Source organism: Streptomyces griseorubiginosus, assembly GCF_017614965.1.
GTDB lineage: Bacteria > Actinomycetota > Actinomycetes > Streptomycetales > Streptomycetaceae > Streptomyces > Streptomyces griseorubiginosus_B.
In genome coordinates this window covers 1-21,016 of the sequence record NZ_WVUG01000017.1, presented here as the reverse complement: position 1 = coordinate 21,016, position 21,016 = coordinate 1, and the positions used below count along the sequence as shown (strand labels likewise).

The 21,016-nt window shown below is 70.0% G+C and carries 17 protein-coding genes; 10 read left to right on the top strand and 7 right to left on the bottom strand.

Annotated elements, in window-relative coordinates; translation table 11 throughout:
- Nucleotides 1–104: 104 nt before the first annotated feature.
- The 4 genes from GRC12_RS05560 to GRC12_RS05545 are packed head-to-tail and all read left to right on the top strand — an operon-like array spanning nucleotide 105 to nucleotide 3,024.
- Nucleotides 105–653: an RNA 2'-phosphotransferase gene (locus GRC12_RS05560; RefSeq protein ID WP_208777934.1), complete on the top strand. Its 549-nt coding sequence runs from the start codon at nucleotides 105–107 to the stop codon at nucleotides 651–653.
- A 7-nt stretch (nucleotides 654–660) separates the two neighbouring features.
- Nucleotides 661–1,119 carry a hypothetical protein gene (locus GRC12_RS05555; protein ID WP_208777933.1) on the top strand — a complete coding sequence of 153 codons (459 nt, stop codon included), beginning with the start codon at nucleotides 661–663 and terminating at the stop codon, nucleotides 1,117–1,119.
- 51 nt (nucleotides 1,120–1,170) lie between these two features.
- Entirely contained in the window at nucleotides 1,171–2,076 is a 906-nt protein-coding gene (locus GRC12_RS05550) for an LLM class flavin-dependent oxidoreductase (protein ID WP_208777932.1), read from the top strand.
- A gap of 60 nt (nucleotides 2,077–2,136) precedes the next feature.
- Nucleotides 2,137–3,024 (top strand): HAD hydrolase family protein, encoded by an 888-nt coding sequence (locus GRC12_RS05545; protein ID WP_208777931.1) that lies wholly within the window; start codon nucleotides 2,137–2,139, stop codon nucleotides 3,022–3,024.
- 34 nt (nucleotides 3,025–3,058) lie between these two features.
- Here GRC12_RS05545 and cydD read toward each other — a convergent pair whose 3' ends face one another.
- The 4 genes from cydD to hisC form a co-directional block, all read right to left on the bottom strand.
- Nucleotides 3,059–6,553 (bottom strand): thiol reductant ABC exporter subunit CydD, encoded by a 3,495-nt coding sequence (gene cydD / locus GRC12_RS05540; RefSeq protein ID WP_208777930.1) that lies wholly within the window; start codon nucleotides 6,551–6,553, stop codon nucleotides 3,059–3,061.
- 59 nt (nucleotides 6,554–6,612) lie between these two features.
- Nucleotides 6,613–7,617: a cytochrome d ubiquinol oxidase subunit II gene (cydB, locus tag GRC12_RS05535; RefSeq protein ID WP_208777929.1), complete on the bottom strand. Its 1,005-nt coding sequence runs from the start codon at nucleotides 7,615–7,617 to the stop codon at nucleotides 6,613–6,615.
- 18 nt (nucleotides 7,618–7,635) lie between these two features.
- Complete coding sequence (locus GRC12_RS05530; RefSeq protein WP_208777928.1) at nucleotides 7,636–9,144, bottom strand: cytochrome ubiquinol oxidase subunit I; 1,509 nt, start codon at nucleotides 9,142–9,144, stop codon at nucleotides 7,636–7,638.
- A gap of 269 nt (nucleotides 9,145–9,413) precedes the next feature.
- Nucleotides 9,414–10,493 (bottom strand): histidinol-phosphate transaminase, encoded by a 1,080-nt coding sequence (gene hisC, locus GRC12_RS05525; protein ID WP_208777927.1) that lies wholly within the window; start codon nucleotides 10,491–10,493, stop codon nucleotides 9,414–9,416.
- A gap of 451 nt (nucleotides 10,494–10,944) precedes the next feature.
- Between hisC and GRC12_RS05520 the strand changes: the two genes are divergently transcribed.
- From GRC12_RS05520 to GRC12_RS05500, 5 genes are all read left to right on the top strand, one after another.
- Nucleotides 10,945–12,057, top strand: a complete 1,113-nt coding sequence (locus tag GRC12_RS05520; RefSeq protein WP_208777926.1) for a LacI family DNA-binding transcriptional regulator — start codon at nucleotides 10,945–10,947, stop codon at nucleotides 12,055–12,057.
- Between the two features lie 200 nt (nucleotides 12,058–12,257).
- A complete protein-coding gene (locus GRC12_RS05515) occupies nucleotides 12,258–13,334 on the top strand; it encodes a metallophosphoesterase (RefSeq protein ID WP_208777925.1) in 1,077 nt (358 codons plus the stop codon).
- A 192-nt stretch (nucleotides 13,335–13,526) separates the two neighbouring features.
- Entirely contained in the window at nucleotides 13,527–14,396 is an 870-nt protein-coding gene (locus tag GRC12_RS05510; protein ID WP_208777924.1) for a hypothetical protein, read from the top strand.
- A gap of 235 nt (nucleotides 14,397–14,631) precedes the next feature.
- The gene (locus tag GRC12_RS05505; RefSeq protein WP_208777922.1) at nucleotides 14,632–15,570 is read left to right on the top strand and encodes an NADP-dependent oxidoreductase; all 939 of its coding nucleotides are present in this window, start codon (nucleotides 14,632–14,634) and stop codon (nucleotides 15,568–15,570) included.
- Between the two features lie 34 nt (nucleotides 15,571–15,604).
- A complete protein-coding gene (locus GRC12_RS05500; RefSeq protein WP_208777921.1) occupies nucleotides 15,605–15,835 on the top strand; it encodes a cold-shock protein in 231 nt (76 codons plus the stop codon).
- A 90-nt stretch (nucleotides 15,836–15,925) separates the two neighbouring features.
- Here GRC12_RS05500 and thiC read toward each other — a convergent pair whose 3' ends face one another.
- Nucleotides 15,926–17,722 carry a phosphomethylpyrimidine synthase ThiC gene (gene thiC, locus GRC12_RS05495; RefSeq protein WP_244372060.1) on the bottom strand — a complete coding sequence of 599 codons (1,797 nt, stop codon included), beginning with the start codon at nucleotides 17,720–17,722 and terminating at the stop codon, nucleotides 15,926–15,928.
- A gap of 251 nt (nucleotides 17,723–17,973) precedes the next feature.
- Between thiC and GRC12_RS05490 the strand changes: the two genes are divergently transcribed.
- A complete protein-coding gene (locus GRC12_RS05490) occupies nucleotides 17,974–19,473 on the top strand; it encodes a YibE/F family protein (protein WP_208777919.1) in 1,500 nt (499 codons plus the stop codon).
- A gap of 87 nt (nucleotides 19,474–19,560) precedes the next feature.
- Here the strand turns inward: GRC12_RS05490 and GRC12_RS05485 are convergent, their stop codons facing one another.
- A complete protein-coding gene (locus GRC12_RS05485) occupies nucleotides 19,561–19,998 on the bottom strand; it encodes an SsgA family sporulation/cell division regulator (protein WP_133048323.1) in 438 nt (145 codons plus the stop codon).
- 98 nt (nucleotides 19,999–20,096) lie between these two features.
- Nucleotides 20,097–20,897 carry an IclR family transcriptional regulator gene (locus GRC12_RS05480; protein WP_308286484.1) on the bottom strand — a complete coding sequence of 267 codons (801 nt, stop codon included), beginning with the start codon at nucleotides 20,895–20,897 and terminating at the stop codon, nucleotides 20,097–20,099.
- Between the last annotated feature and the right edge of the window lie 119 nt (nucleotides 20,898–21,016).

Here is a 21,016-nt window from a genome sequence, read left to right as displayed (position 1 = left end):
ACAGAACTGCCAAGTAGCCTGTGGATAACTACAGTTGGTTGTGGATCAAACCTCCGGGCGAAAATAATCTGCGTGATGCGCGTCTCTCCCGTCATGCTGAGCGGATGGATGAAAGACGCACCGTCAAGGTGTCCAAGTACCTCTCGAAGCACCTGCGCCACCAGCCCGCGCGGATCGGGCTCACGCTGGACGAGGCCGGCTGGGTCGAGATCGACGTGCTGATCGCCGCGGCCGCCGCCCACGGCTTCCGCTTCACGCGCGACGAACTCGACCATGTGGTCGCCCACAACGACAAGAAGCGCTTCGCGATCGACGGCACCCGCATCCGCGCCAGCCAGGGCCACAGCATCGAGGTCGAACTGGGCCTCCCCCCGGCGCCCCCGCCCCCGTACCTCTACCACGGCACCGTGGCCCGCAACCTGGACGCGATCCGTGCCGAGGGGCTGCGCCCCATGAACCGGCACGACGTCCATCTCTCCGCCGACCGCGAGACGGCGACCCGGGTCGGCGCGCGGCGCGGACGGCCCGTCGTGCTCTCCGTGGACGCGGGCGCCATGCACCGCGACGGCCATGTCTTCCACGTCAGCGCCAACGGCGTGTGGCTGACACAGGCCGTACCGCCGCGGTACCTGAGGTTTCCCGAAGCGCACTGAGCCCTGCATGATCCAAGGTATGGACCATCTCCCCACCACCCAGGCCGCCGTCAACGCCCTTCGCGCCATCGCGGCCGAGTACGGGCGCGAGATCGAGGTGAGCCACGACATCGGCGCCGACCAGACCTCCCGCCGCACCGCCGCGGGCATCGGCGTCACCACCGACCCGGACGGCTCGCTTCCGCACGATGCGTACGCCGAGTTCGGCGGACTGCCCCGGGTGAGTGTGCGGCTCTACCCGGACGACGACGCGCTGATCGAAGTCGAGGGCGTCCAGTGCCCCGATGTCGCCCGCGACGACGTCCCCGCCTTCCTCCGGTCCCTCTTCGCCGATCGCGCGCACGTCAAGAGCCGCCGTTTTCCGCCCGGCCACTTCCTGATCGTGCCGCTGCCCGGGGACCGTACGCATCGCGAGTACGTGCCGATGCTCTCCCTCACGCCTTGGCTCAGCGGCCGCGTGCGATGACCGTCGGTGACCGTTTCACGTGAAACCCTCTCTCCCGCTTACGCTCGACGCATGAGTCTGCGCTTGAGCACCGTGATCCTTCCGCACCGCCGCTGGCACGAGGGCGGCCGCATGGCATGGCAGCGGGCCGAGCAGCTCGGCTTCCACACCGCCTACACCTACGACCATCTCTCCTGGCGCGTCCCGTTCCGGGACGGCCCGTGGTTCGGGGCCCTGCCGACGCTGACCGCCGCCGCGGCCGTCACCGAACGACTGCGCCTGGGCACGCTGGTGACCTCGCCGAACTTCCGGCACCCGGTCACCCTCGCCAAGGAGCTGATCTCCCTCGACGACATCTCCGGCGGCCGGATCACCCTCGGCATCGGCGCGGGCGGCACCGGGTTCGACGCCACCGCGCTCGGCCAGGAGCCGTGGACCCCGCGCGAACGGGCGAACCGTCTCGCGGAGTTCGTGCCGCTGCTGGACCGGCTGCTGACCGAGGACGAGGTGTCGTACGGGGGCGACTTCTACTCGGCGCACGAGGCGCGCAACATCCCCGGCTGTGTGCAGCGGCCCCGGCTGCCCTTCGCCATCGCCGCCACCGGGCCCCGCGGGCTGAAGCTCGCCGCACGGTACGGACAGGCATGGGTGACCACGGGGGACCCCAGGCTGTACGAGAACGGCACTCCTGAACAGTCGGTTCACGCCATCCGCGGACAGGCCGAGAACCTCGCCGACGCGTGCGCCGCGATCGGCCGGAGCGCGGCGGACATGGACAAGATCCTGCTCACCGGCTTCACCCCGGACCGTGGCCGCCCGCTGGAGTCGCTGGACGCGTTCGTGGACTTCGCGGGCCGGCACCGGGAGCTCGGCTTCACCGAGATCGTGATCCACTGGCCCGTTCCCGACACCGTCTTCGCCGCCGACGAGAAGGTCTTCGAGCAGATCGCCATGGAGGCGCCCGCCCAGCTGGGCTGACCGCGACAGGATGTCGTCTGTGCACCGCCTGTGGGCACTCCCGCACGGTCGCGCGGGCATATGCGGGAGAATGGCCCGGTGACCTCAGCGACTCGACAGCCCGAGACCCCGGCCGCCGCCGTACCGCCGCGGCTCATAGCCACCGATCTCGACGGCACCCTGCTGCGGGACGACAAGTCGGTCTCCCCGCGCACGGTCGCCGCTCTCGCCGCCGCCGAGGACGCGGGCATCGAGGTCTTCTTCGTCACCGGCCGGCCGGCCCGCTGGATGGACGTCGTCAGCGACCATGTGCACGGCCACGGCCTCGCGATCTGCGGCAACGGTGCCGCCGTGGTCGACCTGCACGGCGGTCCCGGCGCCCACCGCTTCGTGAAGGTGCGCGAGCTGGCGCGGGAGAACGCGCTGGACGCGGCTGTGCTGCTGCGGGAGGCGGCACCGGGCACGGTGTACGCGATCGAGCAGACCTACGGCTTCCACCAGGAGCCGGACTATCCCGCCCTGCACATGGAGATCCCGGACAACCTCGCCCCCGCCGAGGACCTGCTCGCGCCGGACGGCCCGGGCGCCGAGGAGCCGGTCCTGAAGATCCTCGCCTTCCACCCCACGATCGACCCGGACGCCTTCCTCACCCTGGCCCGCCTCGCCATCGGCGACCGCGCCACCGTCACCCGCTCCAGCCCCAGCGCCCTGCTCGAGCTCAGCGGCCCCGGCGTCTCCAAGGCCAGCACCCTCGCCCTGTGCTGCGCCGAGCGCGGCATCTCGCACGAGGAGGTCGTCGCCTTCGGGGACATGCCGAACGACGTCGAGATGCTGACCTGGGCGGGCCGCTCGTACGCCATGGGCAACGCCCACCCCGACGTCATCGCGGCCGCGTCCGGCCGGACGGTCGCCAACAACGACGACGGGGTGGCGGTCGTGATCGAGCGGATGCTGGCGGAGCGGGCGTAGTCCGGCCGACGGGAACGTGCGGACCGTTCCGGTCCTACGCCGCTCCCAGCACCAGCGACTCCGTCTCCGCCTCCCGCTCCACCATCGCCCGCAACGGCCCGGGAACGGCGGCCAGTTCGGCGTACGTCCCACGCTGCACGACCCGTCCCCCGTCGAGTACGACGACCTCGTCCACCGCCTCCAGTCCGGCCAGCCGGTGCGTGATGAGCAGGGTCGTACGGCCCTCGGTGGCGGCCAGCAGATCGGCGGTGAGCGCGTCGGCCGTCGTCAGGTCGAGGTGCTCGGCGGGCTCGTCGAGCACCAGCACCGGGAAGTCGGCCAGTAGCGCGCGGGCCAGCGCGAGCCGCTGCCGCTGCCCGCCGGACAGCCGTGCCCCGTGCTCGCCGACGAGCGTGTCGAGCCCGTCGGGCAGACCGTCGGCCCAGTCCAGCAGCCGGGCACGCCGCAGGGCGTCCCGCAGTTCGTCCTCCGTGGCGTCCTTCTTCGCCAGCAGCAGGTTCTCGCGCACCGAGCTGTCGAAGAGGTGCGCGTCCTGCGCACACAGTCCGACGAGCTTGCGGACGTCGTCGCCGTCCAGGGCGTGCGCGTCCACGCCGGCCAGCGTGTAGGAGCCGGCGTCCGCGTCCAGGAACCGCAGCAGCACCTGGGCCAGCGTGGTCTTGCCGGAGCCGGAGGGGCCGACCACGGCGATCCGGCGCCCTTGGTCGAGGGTGAGGTCGAGGCCGGCGAGGGCGTCCCGTTCCTGGCCCGCGTACCGGGCGGTGAGCCCCCGGAGGGCGACCGGGAACGGGGCGGCGGGCGCCTGCCTGGGCTGCCGCGGCTCCCGTACCGGTTCGGGCGCGTCCAGGACCTCGTGGACCCGCTCCGCGCTCCTGCGCACCCGCTGGCGGTACTGCACGGCCAGGGGCAGTCCGAGGACGGCCTCGAAGGCCGCCAGCGGGGTGAGCACGACCACGGCCATCGCCACGCCGCTCAACCGGCCGTCGGCGACACCCTGGACGCCCGCGAGGGCGGCCGCGGCGACGGTCAGGCCGGAGATCAGCGCGGTGAGTCCGTCGCCGAGCGCGGTCGCGGTGGCCGCGCGGGAGGCGATCCGGGTGAGCGTGCCGTCGGCCCGCCGCGCCTCGGCGGTACGGGCGGGCAGGGCGCCCGCCACGGTCAGCTCGGCGGTGCCGGTGAGCAGGTCGGTGACGCGCGTCGCCAGGACCCCCCGGGCAGGAGCCAGTCGGCGCTCCGCACGCCGGGACACCATGGCGGTGACCAGCGGGACACCGACGCCTGCCGCCAGCAGGCCGACGGCGAGGACCGCGCCCGCCTCGGGGAGCAGCCATGCGGTGAAGCCCACGGAAGCGGCGGAGACGATCACCGCGGCACCGGCGGGCAGCAGCCAGCGCAGCCAGTAGTCCTGCAACGCGTCCACGTCGGCGACCAGCCGCGACAGCAGGTCGCCCCGGCGGGTGTCGCGCAGCCCGGCGGGCGCCAGCCGCTCCAGACGCCGGTAGACGGCGACCCGGGTGTCGGCGAGCATCCGCAGCACGGCGTCGTGCGACACCAGCCGCTCCGCGTACCGGAACACGGCCCGCCCGATGCCGAACGCCCGCGTCGCCGTCACCGCCACCATCAGATACAGCACCGGCGGCTGCTGCGAGGCCCGCGAGATGAGCCACCCGGAGGTCGCCATCAGTCCGACGGCACTGCCGAGGGCGAGGGAGCCGAGCAGGAGTGCGAGGACGAGACGGCTGCGGCGCGGGCCGGACATGGCACGGACACGGCCGAGGACACCGCCCTTGGTCTTCGGGGGCTCGGTGACTGCGGCGGCGTCGAGGGCGATGTCCTGGACCGTCTCCCGCTCGGCGCGGGGTGCCGTGGAAGCCCGGTTCTCCACAGGAACGGGGACCGACGGTTCCGCCAGCCGCACGACCCGGTCCGCCACCCCGAGCAGCGCCGGCCGATGCACCACCAGCAGCACCGTCCGCCCGACCGCGAGTCGCCGTACCGCCTCCACGACCTCGGCCTCGGTGGCACCGTCCAGCGCGGCCGTCGGCTCGTCGAGCAGCAGCACCGGCCGGTCCGCGAGGAACGCCCGGGCCAGGGCCAGCCGCTGCCGCTGACCGGCGGACAGGCCCGCACCCTCCTCACCGAGCACCGTCTCGGCACCGGCGGGCAGCGCGTCCACGAACTCCAGCGCACCGGCATCCGCCAGCGCCCTGCGTACGGCGGCCTCGTCGGCGTCGGGACGGGCCAGCCGTACGTTCTCGGCGATGGTCCCGGCGAACAGATGCGGCCGCTGCGGCACCCAGGCGACCCGTGAGCGCCACCGCTCCGGATCGACGTCCATGAGGTCGGTGCCGCCGATCCGCACCCGCCCCGCGCTGGCCGGCACGGACCCCAACAGCACGTTCAGCAGCGTCGACTTGCCCGCACCGCTCGGTCCGACCAGCGCGACCGTCTCTCCGGGACGCACCGAGAAGGACACGTCCGACACGGCGTCCTCGGCCCGGCCCGGGTAACGGACGGAAACCCCTTCGAACGCCACGGCGCCCGCCGGCACCGCTGCCGTGCCCGACGCCGGAACGGGCGTCTCCAGCACGGCGAAGATCTCCTCGGCGGCGGCCAGACCTTCCGCCGCGGCGTGGTACTGCGCTCCGACCTGCCGCAGCGGCAGATACGCCTCGGGGGCGAGCACCAGGATGACGAGACCGATGTACAGGTCCATCTCGCCGTGGACCAGCCGCATGCCGATCGTCACGGCGACCAGTGCCACCGAGAGCGTGGAGAGCAGTTCCAGGGCGAAGGAGGAGATGAAGGCGATGCGCAGGGTCCGCATGGTCGCCTGTCGGTACTCGCCGGTGATGCGCTTGATCGACTCGGCCTGCGCCTTGGCCCGCCCGAACACCTTCAGCGTCGGCAGCCCCGCCACGACGTCCAGGAAGTGCCCGGACAACCGGGAGAGCAGCTTCCACTGACGGTCCATCCGGGCCTGCGTCGCCCAGCCGATCAGCATCATGAAGACGGGGATGAGCGGCAGCGTGCCGATGATGATGGCCGCCGAGACCCAGTCCTCGGTGACGATCCGGGCCAGCACGGCCACCGGCACGACCACCGCCAGCCCCAGCTGCGGCAGATACCGCGAGAAGTAGTCGTCGAGGGCGTCGACTCCACGGGTGGCCAGAGCGACGAGCGAGCCGGTCCGCTGCCCGCTCAACCACCCCGGGCCCAGTGCGCCGGCCCGCTCCAGCAGCCTCCCCCGCAGTTCCGACTTCACCGCGGCGCTGGCCCGATGGGCGGCGAGTTCGGTGAGCCAGGAGACCAGCGCCCGGCCACAGGCGACGGCTGCCAACAACAGCAGGGGGGTGCGGAGTTCGGCGACCGACATCCCGTGCTGGAAGGCTCCGACCACCACTTCGGCGATGAGCATGGCCTGAGCGATGACCAGCACCGCACCGACCGCCCCCAGGCCCACGACGGCCACCATGAACAGGCGGGTGGCACGGGCATATCGGAGCAGGCGCGGGTCGACCGGTTTCACGTGAAACACACTCTCTTCTCAAGGGGCATGTTTCACGTGAAACATGCCTCAAACCGGAATCAGTGCGCGGCCTCGGCGAGGTGCTGCGTACCGATCCGCTTGCGGAACACCCAGTAGGTCCAGCCCTGGTAGAGCAGCACGATCGGCGTGGCGATCCCGGCGCACCAGGTCATGATCTTCAGGGTGTAGGGGCTCGACGAGGCGTTGGTGACCGTGAGACTCCAGTCGTCGTTGAGCGACGACGGCATGACGTTCGGGAAGAGGGAGAGGAAGAGCATCGCCACCGCGGCCACGATCGTGACCCCGGACAGTGCGAACGACCACCCCTCCCGCCCGGCCTGGTTCGCCACCAGCGCCGCGACCAGAGCGGCCACGGCCACGACGAGCGCGACCAGGCTCTTGGCATCGCCGCTGTCGACCTGCGTCCACAGCAGGAACACCAGCGCCAGCGCGGCGGTCACGAGCCCCACCTTGAGGGCCAGCTTCCGCGCCCGTTCCCGGATGTCACCGACGGTCTTGAGCGCGGTGAACACCGCTCCGTGGAAGGTGAACAGCGTCAGTGTCACCAGGCCACCGAGCAGGGCGTACGGGTTCAGCAGGTCCCAGACGCTGCCGACGTACTCGAAGTTCTTGTCGATCTTCACTCCCCGCACGATGTTGCCGAAGGCCACGCCCCAGAGGAACGCGGGGAGCAGCGATGTCCAGAAGATCGCGGTCTCCCAGTTGCGCTGCCAGTTCTCCTCGGGCCGCTTCGCGCGGTACTCGAAGGCGACTCCGCGCACGATCAGGCAGACCAGGATGACCAGCAGCGGCAGGTAGAACCCGGAGAAGAGGGTGGCGTACCACTCGGGGAAGGCGGCGAAGGTCGCGCCGCCCGCCGTGAGCAGCCACACCTCGTTGCCGTCCCAGACGGGGCCGATGGTGTTGATCAGCACCCGCTTCTCGGGCCGGTCGCGGGCCAGCAGCCTGGTGAGGATGCCGACCCCGAAGTCGAAGCCCTCCAGGAAGAAGTAGCCGGTCCACAGGACGGCGATGAGGACGAACCAGACGTCGTGAAGTTGCATGACTCGATCTCCCTGGGCCTAGTACGAGAAGGCCATCGGCTTGTCGGCGTCACGGGAGTCGCCGCCGATCTTCGTGGGCGGGTTGAGGTCGGCCTCGGTGAGCTCGGGCGGTCCCGCCTTGACGTACTTCACCAGCAGCTTCACCTCGACGACGGCGAGGATCGCGTACAGCGCGGTGAAGGTGATCATCGAGGTGAGAACCTCGGCCTGGGAGACACCGGGGGAGACCGCGTGGCGGGTCTGCAGGACGCCGTAGACGACCCACGGCTGCCGGCCCATCTCGGTGAAGATCCAGCCCCAGGAGTTGGCGATCAGCGGGAAGCCCAGGGTCCAGATGGCCACCAGCCAGTACAGCCTGCTGAGCTTCGGGTTGAGCGCCTTGTTCCGGAACAGGACCAGATGCGGCACCTCGTCCTCGCCCACCCTCAGATGCTGGGGCAGCATGAACTTCTTGCGGGTCAGCCAGAGCCCGAGCAGCCCGATCGCGAAGGACGCCATCCCGAAGCCGATCATCCAGCGGAACGCCCAGAAGGTGACGGGGATGATGGGCCGGTAGTCGCCGGGCCCGTACTTGGCCTGCTCCGCCTTGTTGGTGTCGTTGATGCCGGGGACATAGGAGTTGAAATCGTCGTCGGCGAGGAAGGACAGCACGCCCGGGACCGAGAGCTCGACCGTGTTGTGGCCCTTGCTGACATCGCCGTAGGCGAAGACCGAGAACGGTGCCGACTTCTGGCCGTCCCACAGGGCCTCGGCGGCGGCCATCTTCATCGGCTGCTGCTTGAACATGACCTTGCCGAGCGTGTCCCCGCTGATCGCGGTGAGCAGTCCGGCGATGACGACCGTGATCAGGCCCAGCCGCAGCGAGGTCTTCATCACGGGGACGTGCTTCTTGCGGAACAGATGGAAGGCCGCGATGCCGACCATGAACGCGCCGCCGGTCAGGAAGCACGCGGTGAGCGTGTGGAAGGCCTGCGCGAGCGCGGTGTTCTGGGTGAGGACGGCCCAGAAGTCGGTGAGCTCGGCGCGGCCCTTGGCCTTGTTGATCCGGTAGCCGACCGGGTGCTGCATCCAGGAGTTGGCCGCGAGGATGAAGTACGCCGACAGGATCGTGCCGAGCGAGACCATCCAGATACAGGCCAGATGGATCTTCTTCGGCAGCTTGTCCCAGCCGAAGATCCACAGACCGATGAAGGTCGACTCGAAGAAGAAGGCGATCAGGGCCTCGAAGGCGAGCGGGGCGCCGAAGATGTCACCGACGAAGCGCGAGTAGTCGGACCAGTTCATGCCGAACTGGAACTCCTGCACGATGCCCGTGACCACGCCCATCGCGATGTTGATCAGGAAGAGCTTGCCCCAGAACTTCGTCGCCCTGAGGTACTTCTCCTTCTCCGTGCGCACCCATGCGGTCTGAAGGCCGGCCGTCAGGGCGGCGAGCGAGATCGTCAGGGGGACGAACAGGAAGTGGTAGACGGTGGTGATGCCGAACTGCCATCGCGCCAGGGTCTCCGGCGCCAAAGCCAGGTCCACGTCGCCGCTCCTTACCTCACAGGCTGGTGGAACTTACGCTCGTACGAGCGCTTGTGAAAGCGTTCACATTCACAAGCAATTATGGCGCATGGAAGTTCGGCCTGGGATGGGCGGGGGGTCCTGAAGCGGGTCCGATAGGTCACACCTGGACAGGACCGGTCGGCACCTGGCGCTGGGCGCCCCGGTTCCACGTGAAACCAAGACGCCCCGCAGCTCACGACAGCCGTCACGGCCTGCCGATCACGACAGCCATCGCAGCATGACGACCGTCACAGCTCCTTGCGGAAGCCCTCCGTCACCTTCAGGAAGATGTCGTTCGCCTCGGTCTCCCCGACCGTCACCCGCACGCCTTCGCCCGGGAACGGCCGGACCACGACACCGTGCTGCTCGCAGGCGGCGGCGAAAGCGGCCGTCTGCTCCCCCAGCCGCAGCCACACGAAGTTGGCCTGCGTCTCGGGCACGGTCCAGCCCTGGGCACGCAGGGCGTCGACCACGCGCGTGCGCTCGCAGACCAGCGAGCCGACCCGTCCGATCAACTCGTCCTCGGCACGCAGCGAGGCGATCGCCGCCTCCTGCGCGATCTGGCTCACCCCGAACGGTACGGCCGTCTTGCGCAGCGCCGCCGCCACCGGGTCGTGGGCGATCGCGAAACCGACCCGCAGGCCGGCGAGGCCGTACGCCTTGGAGAACGTGCGCAGGACACAGACGTTGGGCCGCTCCCGGTAGATCTCCACCCCGTCCGGGACCTCCGGATCGCGGATGAACTCGCGGTAGGCCTCGTCCAGCACCACCAGTACATCGCCCGGCACCCGGTCCAGGAATCGATCGAGCTCGGCGCGCCTGACCACCGTGCTCGTCGGGTTGTTGGGGTTGCAGACGAAGATCAGCCGCGTGCGGTCGGTGATGGCGTCGGCCATGGCGTCCAGGTCGTGCACGTCCCCCGGTGTCAGCGGCACCTGGACCGAGGTCGCACCACTGATCTGCGTGATGATCGGGTACGCCTCGAAGGAGCGCCAGGCGTAGACGACCTCGTCGCCGGGGCCCGCGGTGGACTGGATCAGCTGCTGGGCGACGCCGACCGAACCGGTGCCGGTGGCCAGGTGGGAGAGCGGCACGCCGAAGCGCTCGGACAACTCCTGCATCAGCCCCAGGCAGGCCGGGTCCGGGTAGCGGTTCAGGGACGAGGCAGCGGCCGTCACGGTCTCCATCACACCGGGCAGCGGCGGGTAGGGGTTCTCGTTCGAGGACAGCTTGTAGGCCACCGGGCCACCGACCGGGGCAGCCTTGCCGGCCTTGTAGGTGGGGATCCCCTCCAGCTCGGCGCGCAGCTTGGGGCTCGTCTCGCTCACCGCAGTCCTCCTCGCGACCACCGGCGGCCCGTCCACGCCGCCGGCTTCCAATACTCCACACCTTATGAGGATTCGGCACCGCTGCGAACAGGTGCGGCCGGACCCGGTCCGACGGCTCGGCCGACCGCATCCGCCTCCACAGGCATCAGGGGCATCGCCGTACGAAGCCAGACGAATCGCGGACCGGTTCGGGGGCGCGGCCAGATATATCTGTGCGCCGGTGGCTCACGCCCTGGCGCGCATCACCCGTGCAGGTGAGTTGAGACCTCTTCGAGACATCGGGAAGTTGGCAGGCTCATGCGTGCCGACAAGTCACGTAGTGCCATTGGATCGTTCAACTGACTCTCTTTCAAAGGTAGTTGACGGTAAATGACCATGCAGAAACGTGCCTGTCAACGCGTGCATATGCGTCCGCCCTACCCCACCGCATGAGCCCTACTATCGGCTCGCCATGACAGCAGCAGGGAAGCACCAGGTGAGCCGCGCGGAAACCTCACGTCGAGGCAGTCGGCCGGGTCGGGCGGGCATCAGAGACGTGGCCGCCGCCGCCGGAGTCTCCATCACGACCGTCTCCGATGCCCTGAACGGCAAGGGCAGGCTCCCGGACGCCACCCGACGCCATGTCCGTGAGGTCGCCGACCGGCTGGGCTACCGTCCCTCAGCGGCGGCCCGGACCCTCCGTACCGGCAAGTCGGGACTCATCGGCCTGACCGTGACGACGTACGGGGATGAACCTTTCACCTTCACCGAGTTCGCGTACTTCGCCGAGATGGCGCGCGCCGCCACCTCCGCCGCGCTCGCCCGCGGCTACGCGCTGGTGATCCTGCCGGCGACCTCGCGCCACGACGTGTGGTCGAACGTCGCCCTGGACGGCACGGTCGTCATCGACCCGTCCGACCAGGACCCGGTGGTCAGCGAACTGGTCCGGCAGGGTTTACCGGTCGTCTCCGACGGCCGCCCGGCCGGCGCGCTGCCGGTCACCGCGTGGGTCGACAACGACCACGAGGCCGCCGTCCTCGGCATCCTCGACCATCTGGCCGACGCCGGCGCCCGCCGCATCGGTCTGCTGACGGGGACCACGACGGACACGTACACCCATCTGTCCACGACGGCGTACCTGCGCTGGTGCGAGCGCGTCGGCCAGGACCCGGTGTACGAGGCCTATCCGGCGCACGATCCGTGCGCGGGCGCCGTCGCCGCCGACCGGCTGCTCGCCCGCCCCGACCGCCCGGACGCCGTCTACGGGCTCTTCGACCCGAACGGCACCGATCTGCTCGCCGCCGCCCGTCGTTACGGCCTGCGCGTACCGGACGACCTGCTTCTGGTCTGCTGCAGCGAATCCACCGTGTACGCCAGCACCGAACCGCCGATCACCACACTCTCACTGAAGCCGCGCCGGATCGGCACGGCGGTGGTGCAGCTGCTCATCGACGCGATCGAGGGGGTCGAATCGGACCAACCGGTCGAGCAGGTGATACCGACCGAGCTGATCGTCCGTACCTCGTCCCAGCGACGTCCACCGCGCACGACCGTCAGCCCGCCACGTTCGCCCGAAGAGGAGTGAAACAAGCGCTGTCAGCAGCGGTCGAAGCCCTGCCCAATCGGGGCGAAAGCCGCGGTGAACTGGACTCTTGCTCCGATTCACCACCCCTGGGTCATCACATGGCGCGATCCGCATTCCTATGATGGGCCCACGACACCGCGGGCCGCTGCGACCAGGCAGTCCGAAGCGGTGCAGATGCGGCGCGATGGTGGAGGGGTCTGATGACTCAGGGGGTCGGTCAGGGACCCGAGGTGGAGCGGACGGCGACGTTGCGCGACTTCCGGGTGCCTGCGTACGTCCACGAGACCGGTCCGTACGGCCACAGCACGCACCCCGGCGACGTCGTACCGCCCCAGGAGGAGGCGTATCCCGACGGGTACACGCCCACCGAGCGCGATCTGCCGGTCGTCCACCCCGGTGACCCGCTCGGCGGGAACGTCGCCCCGGTGTCGGCGGGCATCCCGCAGCAGGCGGAGGGCGTGGGTCCGCTGTACGTCGTGGGGGACGTGCACGGCTATCTGGAGGAACTCCTGGCCGCCCTGCGGGAGCAGGGGCTGATCGACGTGGCGGGCAACTGGTGCGCGGGCACCGCCCGGCTGTGGTTCCTCGGCGACTTCACCGACCGCGGACCCGACGGCATCGGCGTCATCGAGCTGGTGATGCGGCTGTCCGCCGAGGCGGCCGCGGCCGGCGGCTACTGCAAGGCCCTCATGGGCAACCACGAGCTGCTGCTGCTCGGCGCCAAGCGCTTCGGCGACACCCCCGTCAACTCCGGCGCGGGCACCGCCACCTTCCAGGCGGCCTGGCTGCTCAACGGCGGGCAGAAGACCGACATGGACCGTCTGCAGGACCACCACCTGCAGTGGATGGCCCGCCTCGACGCGGTCGAGGAGGTCGACGGCTATCTGCTCGTCCACTCCGACACCACCGCCTACCTCGACTACGGCGACTCGATCGAGGCGGTCAACGACACGGTCCGCGAGACACTCACCCGTAACGACGCCGACGAGTGCTGGGACCTGTTCCGCAAGTTCACCAAGCGCTTCTCCTTCCGCGACGAGGGCGGTGCAGACGCCGTACGCTCCCTGCTGGATACGTACGGCGGCACCCGGATCGTTCACGGCCACAGCCCCATTCCCTATCTGCTGGGCGAGGTCGGCTCCGAGGACGGCGAGGAGCGCCCCGAGCCGGTGGTCGAGGGACCGCACGTCTACGCGGACGGCCTGGCCATCGCGATGGACGGCGGAGTGACCATGGCCGGAAAGCTGCTGGTCCAGCAACTTCCGCTGGATAACTGAACGTTCTCGGGGCAGGTGGGGCCACACGGAGGATCGTGGAGAACGGCCCTGGCCAGGGCCCAATTTCCGGAAACCCCCTGTCACCGCGTGCCGTCCCGGCTCTACCATCGGCGTATCCGTAGCAGGCTCCCCTCCGTTTCTGCCCGACGGCTCGTTGGCATGCGAGCCCCAAGCCCTACGGAGCATCGGGGGATGCACATGAACAGCGTTCCGCAGCACCTGCTGAGTGAGGACCGCCAGGAGTACGAGCGGGTCCTCGACGAGGCGCTGCGCTCCGCCCCACACCGCCCGGAACTGGCCGCTGTGGGACAGCGGCTGAATCCCGAACAGCTGCGCACCATGGCGCTGAACGCCACCGCCCTCATCACGGTGGCCGCCGCGACCGAGTACCAGCACTACGTGAAGGTCCGCGAGGAACTGCGCCAGCCGGCGTCGTCCACCCCGTCGTCCTCCCGTGAATCCGGCTCCGCGGAGCCGGGCGCGGGCGCGATGGGGCTCGCCACCACCCTCGGCGAGGCCGCCGAGCCGGCAGGCGCGGGCGCCGTCGCCGTCGCCGCCGTCCTCACCCCCGTCCTCGCCGGAACGGCCGCGGCGATATTCCTGCTCGTCGGCTACATCATCAGGTCCGTCGCCCCCGAACAGACATTTGGCAAAACCCTGCTGACGGCGGGTTGGGTGTTCGGCGCCCTGACCGCGGCCGCGATCCTCGTCGCCGCCGTCGGGCTTCTCCTGACGGCCCTGCGCAACAGCCCCTCCCTGGAGGCGGGTCCGTACGGCGAACTGAACGAGGAGGTGATCCGGGCCAGGGAGGCCTGGCGGGAGGCGCTGCTCGAACGCGGGATCCTGCCGTTCCTGCGCGACGCACTGGCCGACCCGGGCACGGCGGCGGCCCTGCACGATCCCGCCCCGCAGGCGCCGACCAGCCGCATCCCGCATCTGGGGTACGACCGCCCGGGCTTCACCAGCCCGGACGACGGACCGGCACGCGGTCACCGCCCGAGCTTCACCAGCCCGGACTACACCAGCCCGGACTTCGGAGGCCCGGAACACCAGCCGGAGTGACCACCGGCTTGCGCCTCCCACCGCCAAGGCCCCTCGGAGGAGCGCAAGCCGGACCGTCGGTCGCCGTCGGCGGCCTCACGGGCGACGAGTCGGGTCGCGACGTCACGGGCGACGCGTTCGTCGCATCGCGCGCGTGCGGCCTGTACGGACTCGGCGTCGCACAAGCGCGTTCCTGCGCCGGGGTATTGAGCGGGCCGAGCATGGACGCACCACGCCCACCTGACGAGGAGACCTGATGTCCGCCCGCATGCATGCCGTCGTCCAGTCCGCGTTCGGCGGCCCCGAGGCGCTCGTGTACACGGAGACCGACGTGCCCGAGCCCGGTCCGGATGAGGTGCTGCTCCGCGTCGCCGGTGCCGGGGTCAACCCGGGGGACGCGGTGCTGCGCTCCGGCCGGGTGCCGGAGCTGGTCACCCTGCCGTGGACGCCGGGCAACGACGTGGCCGGGGTCGTCGAGCGGGTCGGTGAGGGCGTGACGCGGTTCGCGCCCGGCGACGCGGTGTACGGCATGCTGGCCGTCGGCCGGCACGGAGCGTACGCCGAGTTCACCGTCGCCCCGGCCGGGGCGCTGGCCCTCGCGCCGAAGAACCTCGATCTGGTGCACGCGGGTGCCGTGCCGCTGGTGGCGGTGACCGCATGGCAGGCACTGGCCGTGCTGGCGGGGGTCCAGCCGGGCGACCGGGTGCTGATCCACGCGGCGGCAGGCGGCGTCGGGCATGTCGCGGTGCAACTGGCCAAGGAGTTGGGGGCGCACGTCATCGGCACCGCGCGGGCGGCCCGTCACGACCTGCTGCGCCGGCTGGGCGCCGACGAACTGGTCGACTACACCACCACCGACTTCCGGACCGCCGTGGCGCCCGTGGACGTGGTCCTCGACCTGGTGGGCGGTTCCTACGGTCCACACTCCCTCGACGTGCTGCGGCCGGGCGGTCTGCTCATCGGCGCGTCGATCGATCCGGGAACCGACGAGCGCCAGGCCGCCGACCGCGGTCTGCGTTATGTCTGGGTCACGGCCGAGCCCTCAGGGACGCTGCTGGATCACGTCACCGAGCGCATCGAGACGGGCCGGCTGCGGGTGATGGTCCAGGACACCTACCCGCTGTCCGAAGCGGCGGCGGCCCACCGCGCGATCGAGACCAGGCAGACGGCCGGCAAGATCGTCCTGGTGCCATGACGGCCCCCAGCAGAGCGTTCCTTGGAGACCGCGGATGATCGATGCAAGCGTGCGCGTGTGGCATGACGAAGAGGGCTGGGGGGTCCTCGACTCCCCGCAGACGCCCGGCGGTTGCTGGGCGCACTTCTCGGCGATCGAGATGGCGGGGTTCCGTTCTCTGTCCGTCGGCCAGGTCGTCGCCCTGGAGTGGGAGGCCGGCGAGCAGGACGGCTGGCACTATCGAGCCGTCCGCGTGGTACCCGCTGACACCGAGTCCGCGAACTGACGGACGCCGGTTCCGCGAACTGACGGACGCCGGGTCCCGGCGGAGGAAGCGCCGTCCCGGTCGGCGGCGGGACGGCGCATGCAGCGTGCGTCAGTCGGCGATCGGCAGGTACACCCTGTTGCCGCTCGCCGCGAACTCCTTGGACTTCTGCAGCATTCCCTCCGCGATCTCCTCCTGCGACGCCCCGTCGACCGCCTCACCGCCGAACCGCTCGGTGATGGTGTGGCTGATCTTCATGGAGCAGAACTTCGGCCCGCACATCGAGCAGAAGTGAGCCGTCTTGGCCGGCTCCGCGGGGAGGGTCTCGTCATGGAACTCACGGGCCGTGTCCGGGTCCAGGGCGAGGTTGAACTGGTCCTCCCACCGGAACTCGAAGCGGGCGTCGGAGAGCGCGTCGTCCCACTCCTGCGCCCCGGGATGGCCCTTGGCGAGGTCGGCCGCGTGGGCGGCGATCTTGTAGGTGATGACACCGGTCTTGACGTCGTCCCGGTTGGGCAGCCCCAAATGCTCCTTGGGAGTGACGTAGCAGAGCATCGCCGTGCCCCACCAGGCGATCATCGCGGCACCGATGCCGGAGGTGATGTGGTCGTACGCCGGCGCGACGTCCGTCGTCAGCGGGCCGAGGGTATAGAACGGAGCTTCATCGCAGATCTCCTGCTGAAGGTCGATGTTCTCCTTGATCTTGTGCATCGGGACATGCCCCGGGCCCTCGATCATGGTCTGTACGTTGAAACGCTTCGCGATCCGGTTGAGTTCCCCGAGCGTGCGCAACTCCGCGAACTGCGCCTCGTCGTTGGCGTCCGCGATCGAACCGGGACGCAGACCGTCGCCGAGCGAGTACGTGACGTCGTACGCGGCGAGGATCTCGCAGAGTTCCTCGAAGTTCTCGTACAGGAACGACTCCTTGTGGTGCGCCAGGCACCACGCCGCCATGATCGAGCCGCCGCGCGAGACGATGCCGGTCTTGCGGTTGGCGGTGAGCGGGACGAACGGGAGACGCACGCCCGCGTGGACGGTCATGTAGTCCACGCCCTGCTCGGCCTGCTCGATGACGGTGTCCTTGTAGATCTCCCAGGTCAGCTCCTCGGCCCGGCCGTCGACCTTCTCCAGCGCCTGATAGAGCGGCACCGTGCCGATGGGGACGGGGGAGTTGCGCAGCACCCACTCACGGGTGGTGTGAATGTTGCGGCCCGTGGACAGGTCCATGACCGTGTCGGCGCCCCAGCGGGTGGCCCAGGTCATCTTCTCGACCTCCTCCTCGATGGAGGAGGTGACCGCGGAGTTGCCGATGTTCGCGTTGACCTTCACCAGGAACCGCTTGCCGATGATCATCGGCTCGATCTCCGGGTGGTTGACGTTCGCGGGCAGAACCGCCCGGCCCTCCGCGATCTCCTCTCGGACGACTTCCGGTGAGACGTTCTCCCGGAGGGCCACGAACTCCATCTCGGGCGTGATCTCGCCGCGGCGCGCATACGCGAGCTGCGTGACCGCCTTGCCGTCGCGGCTGCGCCGCGGCTGGCGCGGCCGTCCCGGGAAGACGGCGTCGAGGTTGCGCAGACCGCCGCGGGGCGATGTGTGCCTGAGCCCGTCGTCCTCCGGACGGACGGGCCGGCCCGCGTACTCCTCGGTGTCGCCGCGGCCGACGATCCAGTTCTCGCGGAGGGGGGCGAGCCCCCTGCGGACATCCGTGTCGGTGAGCGGATCGGTGTACGGGCCCGAGGTGTCGTACAGCGTGACCGACTGCCCGTTGGTGAGGTGCACCTGACGGACCGGCACCCGCAGATCGGGGCGCGAACCCTCGATGTACGCCTTGTGCCAGCCGATGGACTTCCCGCTCTCCCCGTCGAACTGCGTGGAGGCAGGCGTGCGTGCGTCCTTGTTGGTCATGAGACCTACTCCCTACGCCGGCATTACCCGGTAACAGGTTCGGCGGTCGACGCAGCGGTTTCCGTCGGCGGACGTTTCGTGTGGAACATCACTCTTTGGGTGATGTTCCACGTGAAACATCGCTGGGACGGAGGTCAGCGCCCTCTCAGCCCGGTGCTCCGAGCTCCCGCGTGTGCAAAGGTGCCTCCACGCTAGCGCCATATGTGGCGCGGTCAACAGTGCCCCTCTGCCGTTGTTGGGATGATCTGCCGGTGACCACGACACACCAGCCCTCGTATCCGCCCCCGGAGCCGCCCCCTGGGCACGGCTCGGGATACGGCGGCGCTCATGGGGCCGACGGCCACCAACCCGGCCACGGTCCCGATGGCCCCGGCGGGCAGGGACACGGGCACGATTCGGGCGCCCATGGCGGACACGGGCCCGACACGGGTGGCCACAGCGGGCACGGCCACAGTCACAGCCATGGTCCGGCTGCCCCCGTCTCCCAGCATCTGCGGAAGGTCATCGCGGCCATCCTCATCCCGTTCGCCGCCGCCGTGGTCGTCGGGCTCGTGGTGCTGTGGCCGGGCGGTGCCCCGTCGCACCAGCGGACCGGGGTGGGCTTCGACCGGCAGACCCAGCAGGCGACGGTCACCAAGGTCGTCTCCGTGAGCTGCAAGTCGGTGAACGCCTCGGGCGGGAGCTCGCTCGGCGACACCTCGACCACCGGGGGTTCCTCCGCCCAGCAGCAGGAGAAGGGCACCTGCAAGAAGGCGACGATCCGGGTCGACACCGGCAAGGACAAGGGGCGTACGTTCACCGAGATCGTGCAGCCCGACCAGTCGCGGCAGCTGCACCAGGGCGAGAAGGTGGTGGCCGCCTACGAGCCCTCGGCACCCAGGGACCTGCAGTACTCCGTGGCCGACGTGAACCGACGGTTCCCGATGGCCCTGCTGGCCGGCATCTTCGCGCTCGCCGTCGTGATCGTCGGACGGCTGCGGGGCGTCATGGCGCTGGTCGCGCTGGCCATCAGCTTCCTGATCCTGAACTTCTTCATCCTGCCCGCGATCCTGCAGGGTTCGAATCCGCTTCTCGTGGCGGTGATCGGGTCGAGCGCGATCATGCTGATCGCGCTCTACGCGTGCCACGGGCTGTCGGCCCGTACGTCCGTGGCGGTGCTCGGCACGCTGATCTCGCTGGTGCTGATCGGTTTCCTGGGGTCGCTGTTCATCGGCTGGGCGGCGCTCACCGGGAACACCGACGACAACACCGGCCTGATCCACGGCCTGTATCCGTCGATCGACATGAGCGGTCTGCTGCTCGCGGGCGTCATCATCGGCTCGCTCGGTGTCCTCGACGACGTGACGGTCACTCAGACCTCGGCGGTCTGGGAACTGCACGAGGCCAACCCCTCGACGGGGTGGCGCGGGCTGTACCGCGCCGGCATCCGCATCGGCCGCGACCACATCGCGTCCGTCGTCAACACCCTGGTCCTCGCCTACGCCGGTGCCGCGCTGCCCCTGCTGCTGCTCTTCTCCATCGCGCAGAGCAGTGTGGGCACAGTGGCCAACAGCGAGTTGGTGGCGGAGGAGATCGTGCGCACGCTGGTGGGATCGATCGGGCTGGTCGCCTCGGTCCCGGTCACGACGTTGCTGGCGGCGCTGGTGGTCTCGGCCGACCGACCGTCACGGGAGACGGCACCGGGCGCGGCAACGGCCGGCATCGCACCGGCTGCGGCCCGCACCGGCAAGGGCCGACGACGCAAGCACTGAGGGACGAGGCGCAGGGGTGCACGCCCGGGCACACGTCGACGGAAGAAGCGTTACTGCGTTCCGTTCCGGCCGCCCCCCGCGCAAGGCTCACCCGGCGCTTTGCTCCTCCGCCAGGATGCGGTCCAGCGCCTCGTCCAGATGGGCGTCGAACTCGGCGAGCGCGCCCTCCTGGCCGAGCGGCACCAGTTTGTCGGTGCGGTCCAGGAACGCGATGAGCGGCGCGGTCGACGAACGGAACAACGCCTGGTCACCGCCCACCTGAAGCCGGATCAGCACCTCGCTCAGCGAGTCCACCTCGGCGGGCGACACCCGCACATCGCCCTCACCGCACGGCCTGCCCACCCCGTCGATCAGCAGCTCCCTGCCGAACGCCCAGGTCACCGGGGCATCGCCCGGCAGATGGAAGGTCAGCCGAACGGCATAGGGATCACACGTCTCGTACCCCAGCTCGACCGGGATACGGAAGGAGAGCTCCTCGGAGACGAGGAAGCTCATCATGACCTCTGCCTGTACGGACTCGCGCATCGCCTACCCCGTCATATGAAGCCGAATGGCTGGGAATGATCCCCTGACACTGCAGGCATCTTGCTGAAAGTGAGCGACAGATCACAAGGAGTGAGTTTTCAGATACTGATAGAGAGCGCCAGTGACCCCAGCAGGCGCCCGATCTCGTCCTGCAGTTGCCGTGCCGCCGCCGGCAGACGGTCGGCCTGATGCGCGGGCAGGGAGATGGCCATCGTCGCGGCTGTCGTACCGATGGTGATCGGGACCGCCGCGCACACCGTCCCGAGCGCGTACTCCTGTCGCTCGGTGACGGGCTCCATCCGACGTGTCCGCTCGAGCCGCCGCAGCAGGGTGTGACTGTCACGCACCGTGTACGGCGTGATGGCCTGCACGGGATAGCGGTCGAGATGATCGCGACGCGCCTCCTCGTCCAGCTGGGACAGCAGGCACTGTCCGATCGCGTGCGCGTGCCCGGTCTCACGGAAGTCGGCCCACTCCTCCACCGCAGGGTTGCCCGGGGTGTCGGAGACGCACATGACCTCGATCTCGCCGTCCCGGTACACCGCGTAGTACACCGGTACGCCGATCGCGTCCCGCCAGCTGGCGAGCGCGTCGACCATCGTGCTGCGACGTTTCTCCCGCGCTCCGCTGCTGCCCAGCCGCTCGGCCGCCTCGCCGAGGAAGAACAACCCCTTGTCCCGGCGCAGATAGCCCTCGTGCACCAGCGTGCGCAGCAGGTGGTACGCCGTGGGCAGCGCCAGACCGGTCTCGCGGGCCAGTTGTTTGGCGGGGGCTCCGTGCTCGTGACCGGCGACGCATTCCAGCAGGCGCATCGCACGCTGGACGGAGCCGATCAGGGTCGACTGCTGAGGTGGCGTGGTGGGGGACGGTGGTAGGCACCTCCCCGGCGGGGACGGCACCCGCTCCGGCGTCCGGGACCGTGGGCGCGTGGTGGCCGTCGACGCGGACGCCGTCGACGCCGGGGCTGCCGTCGCACGCTTCTGTGCGGCGGGGCCCGGCTGTTCGGGGGGCCTGAGGC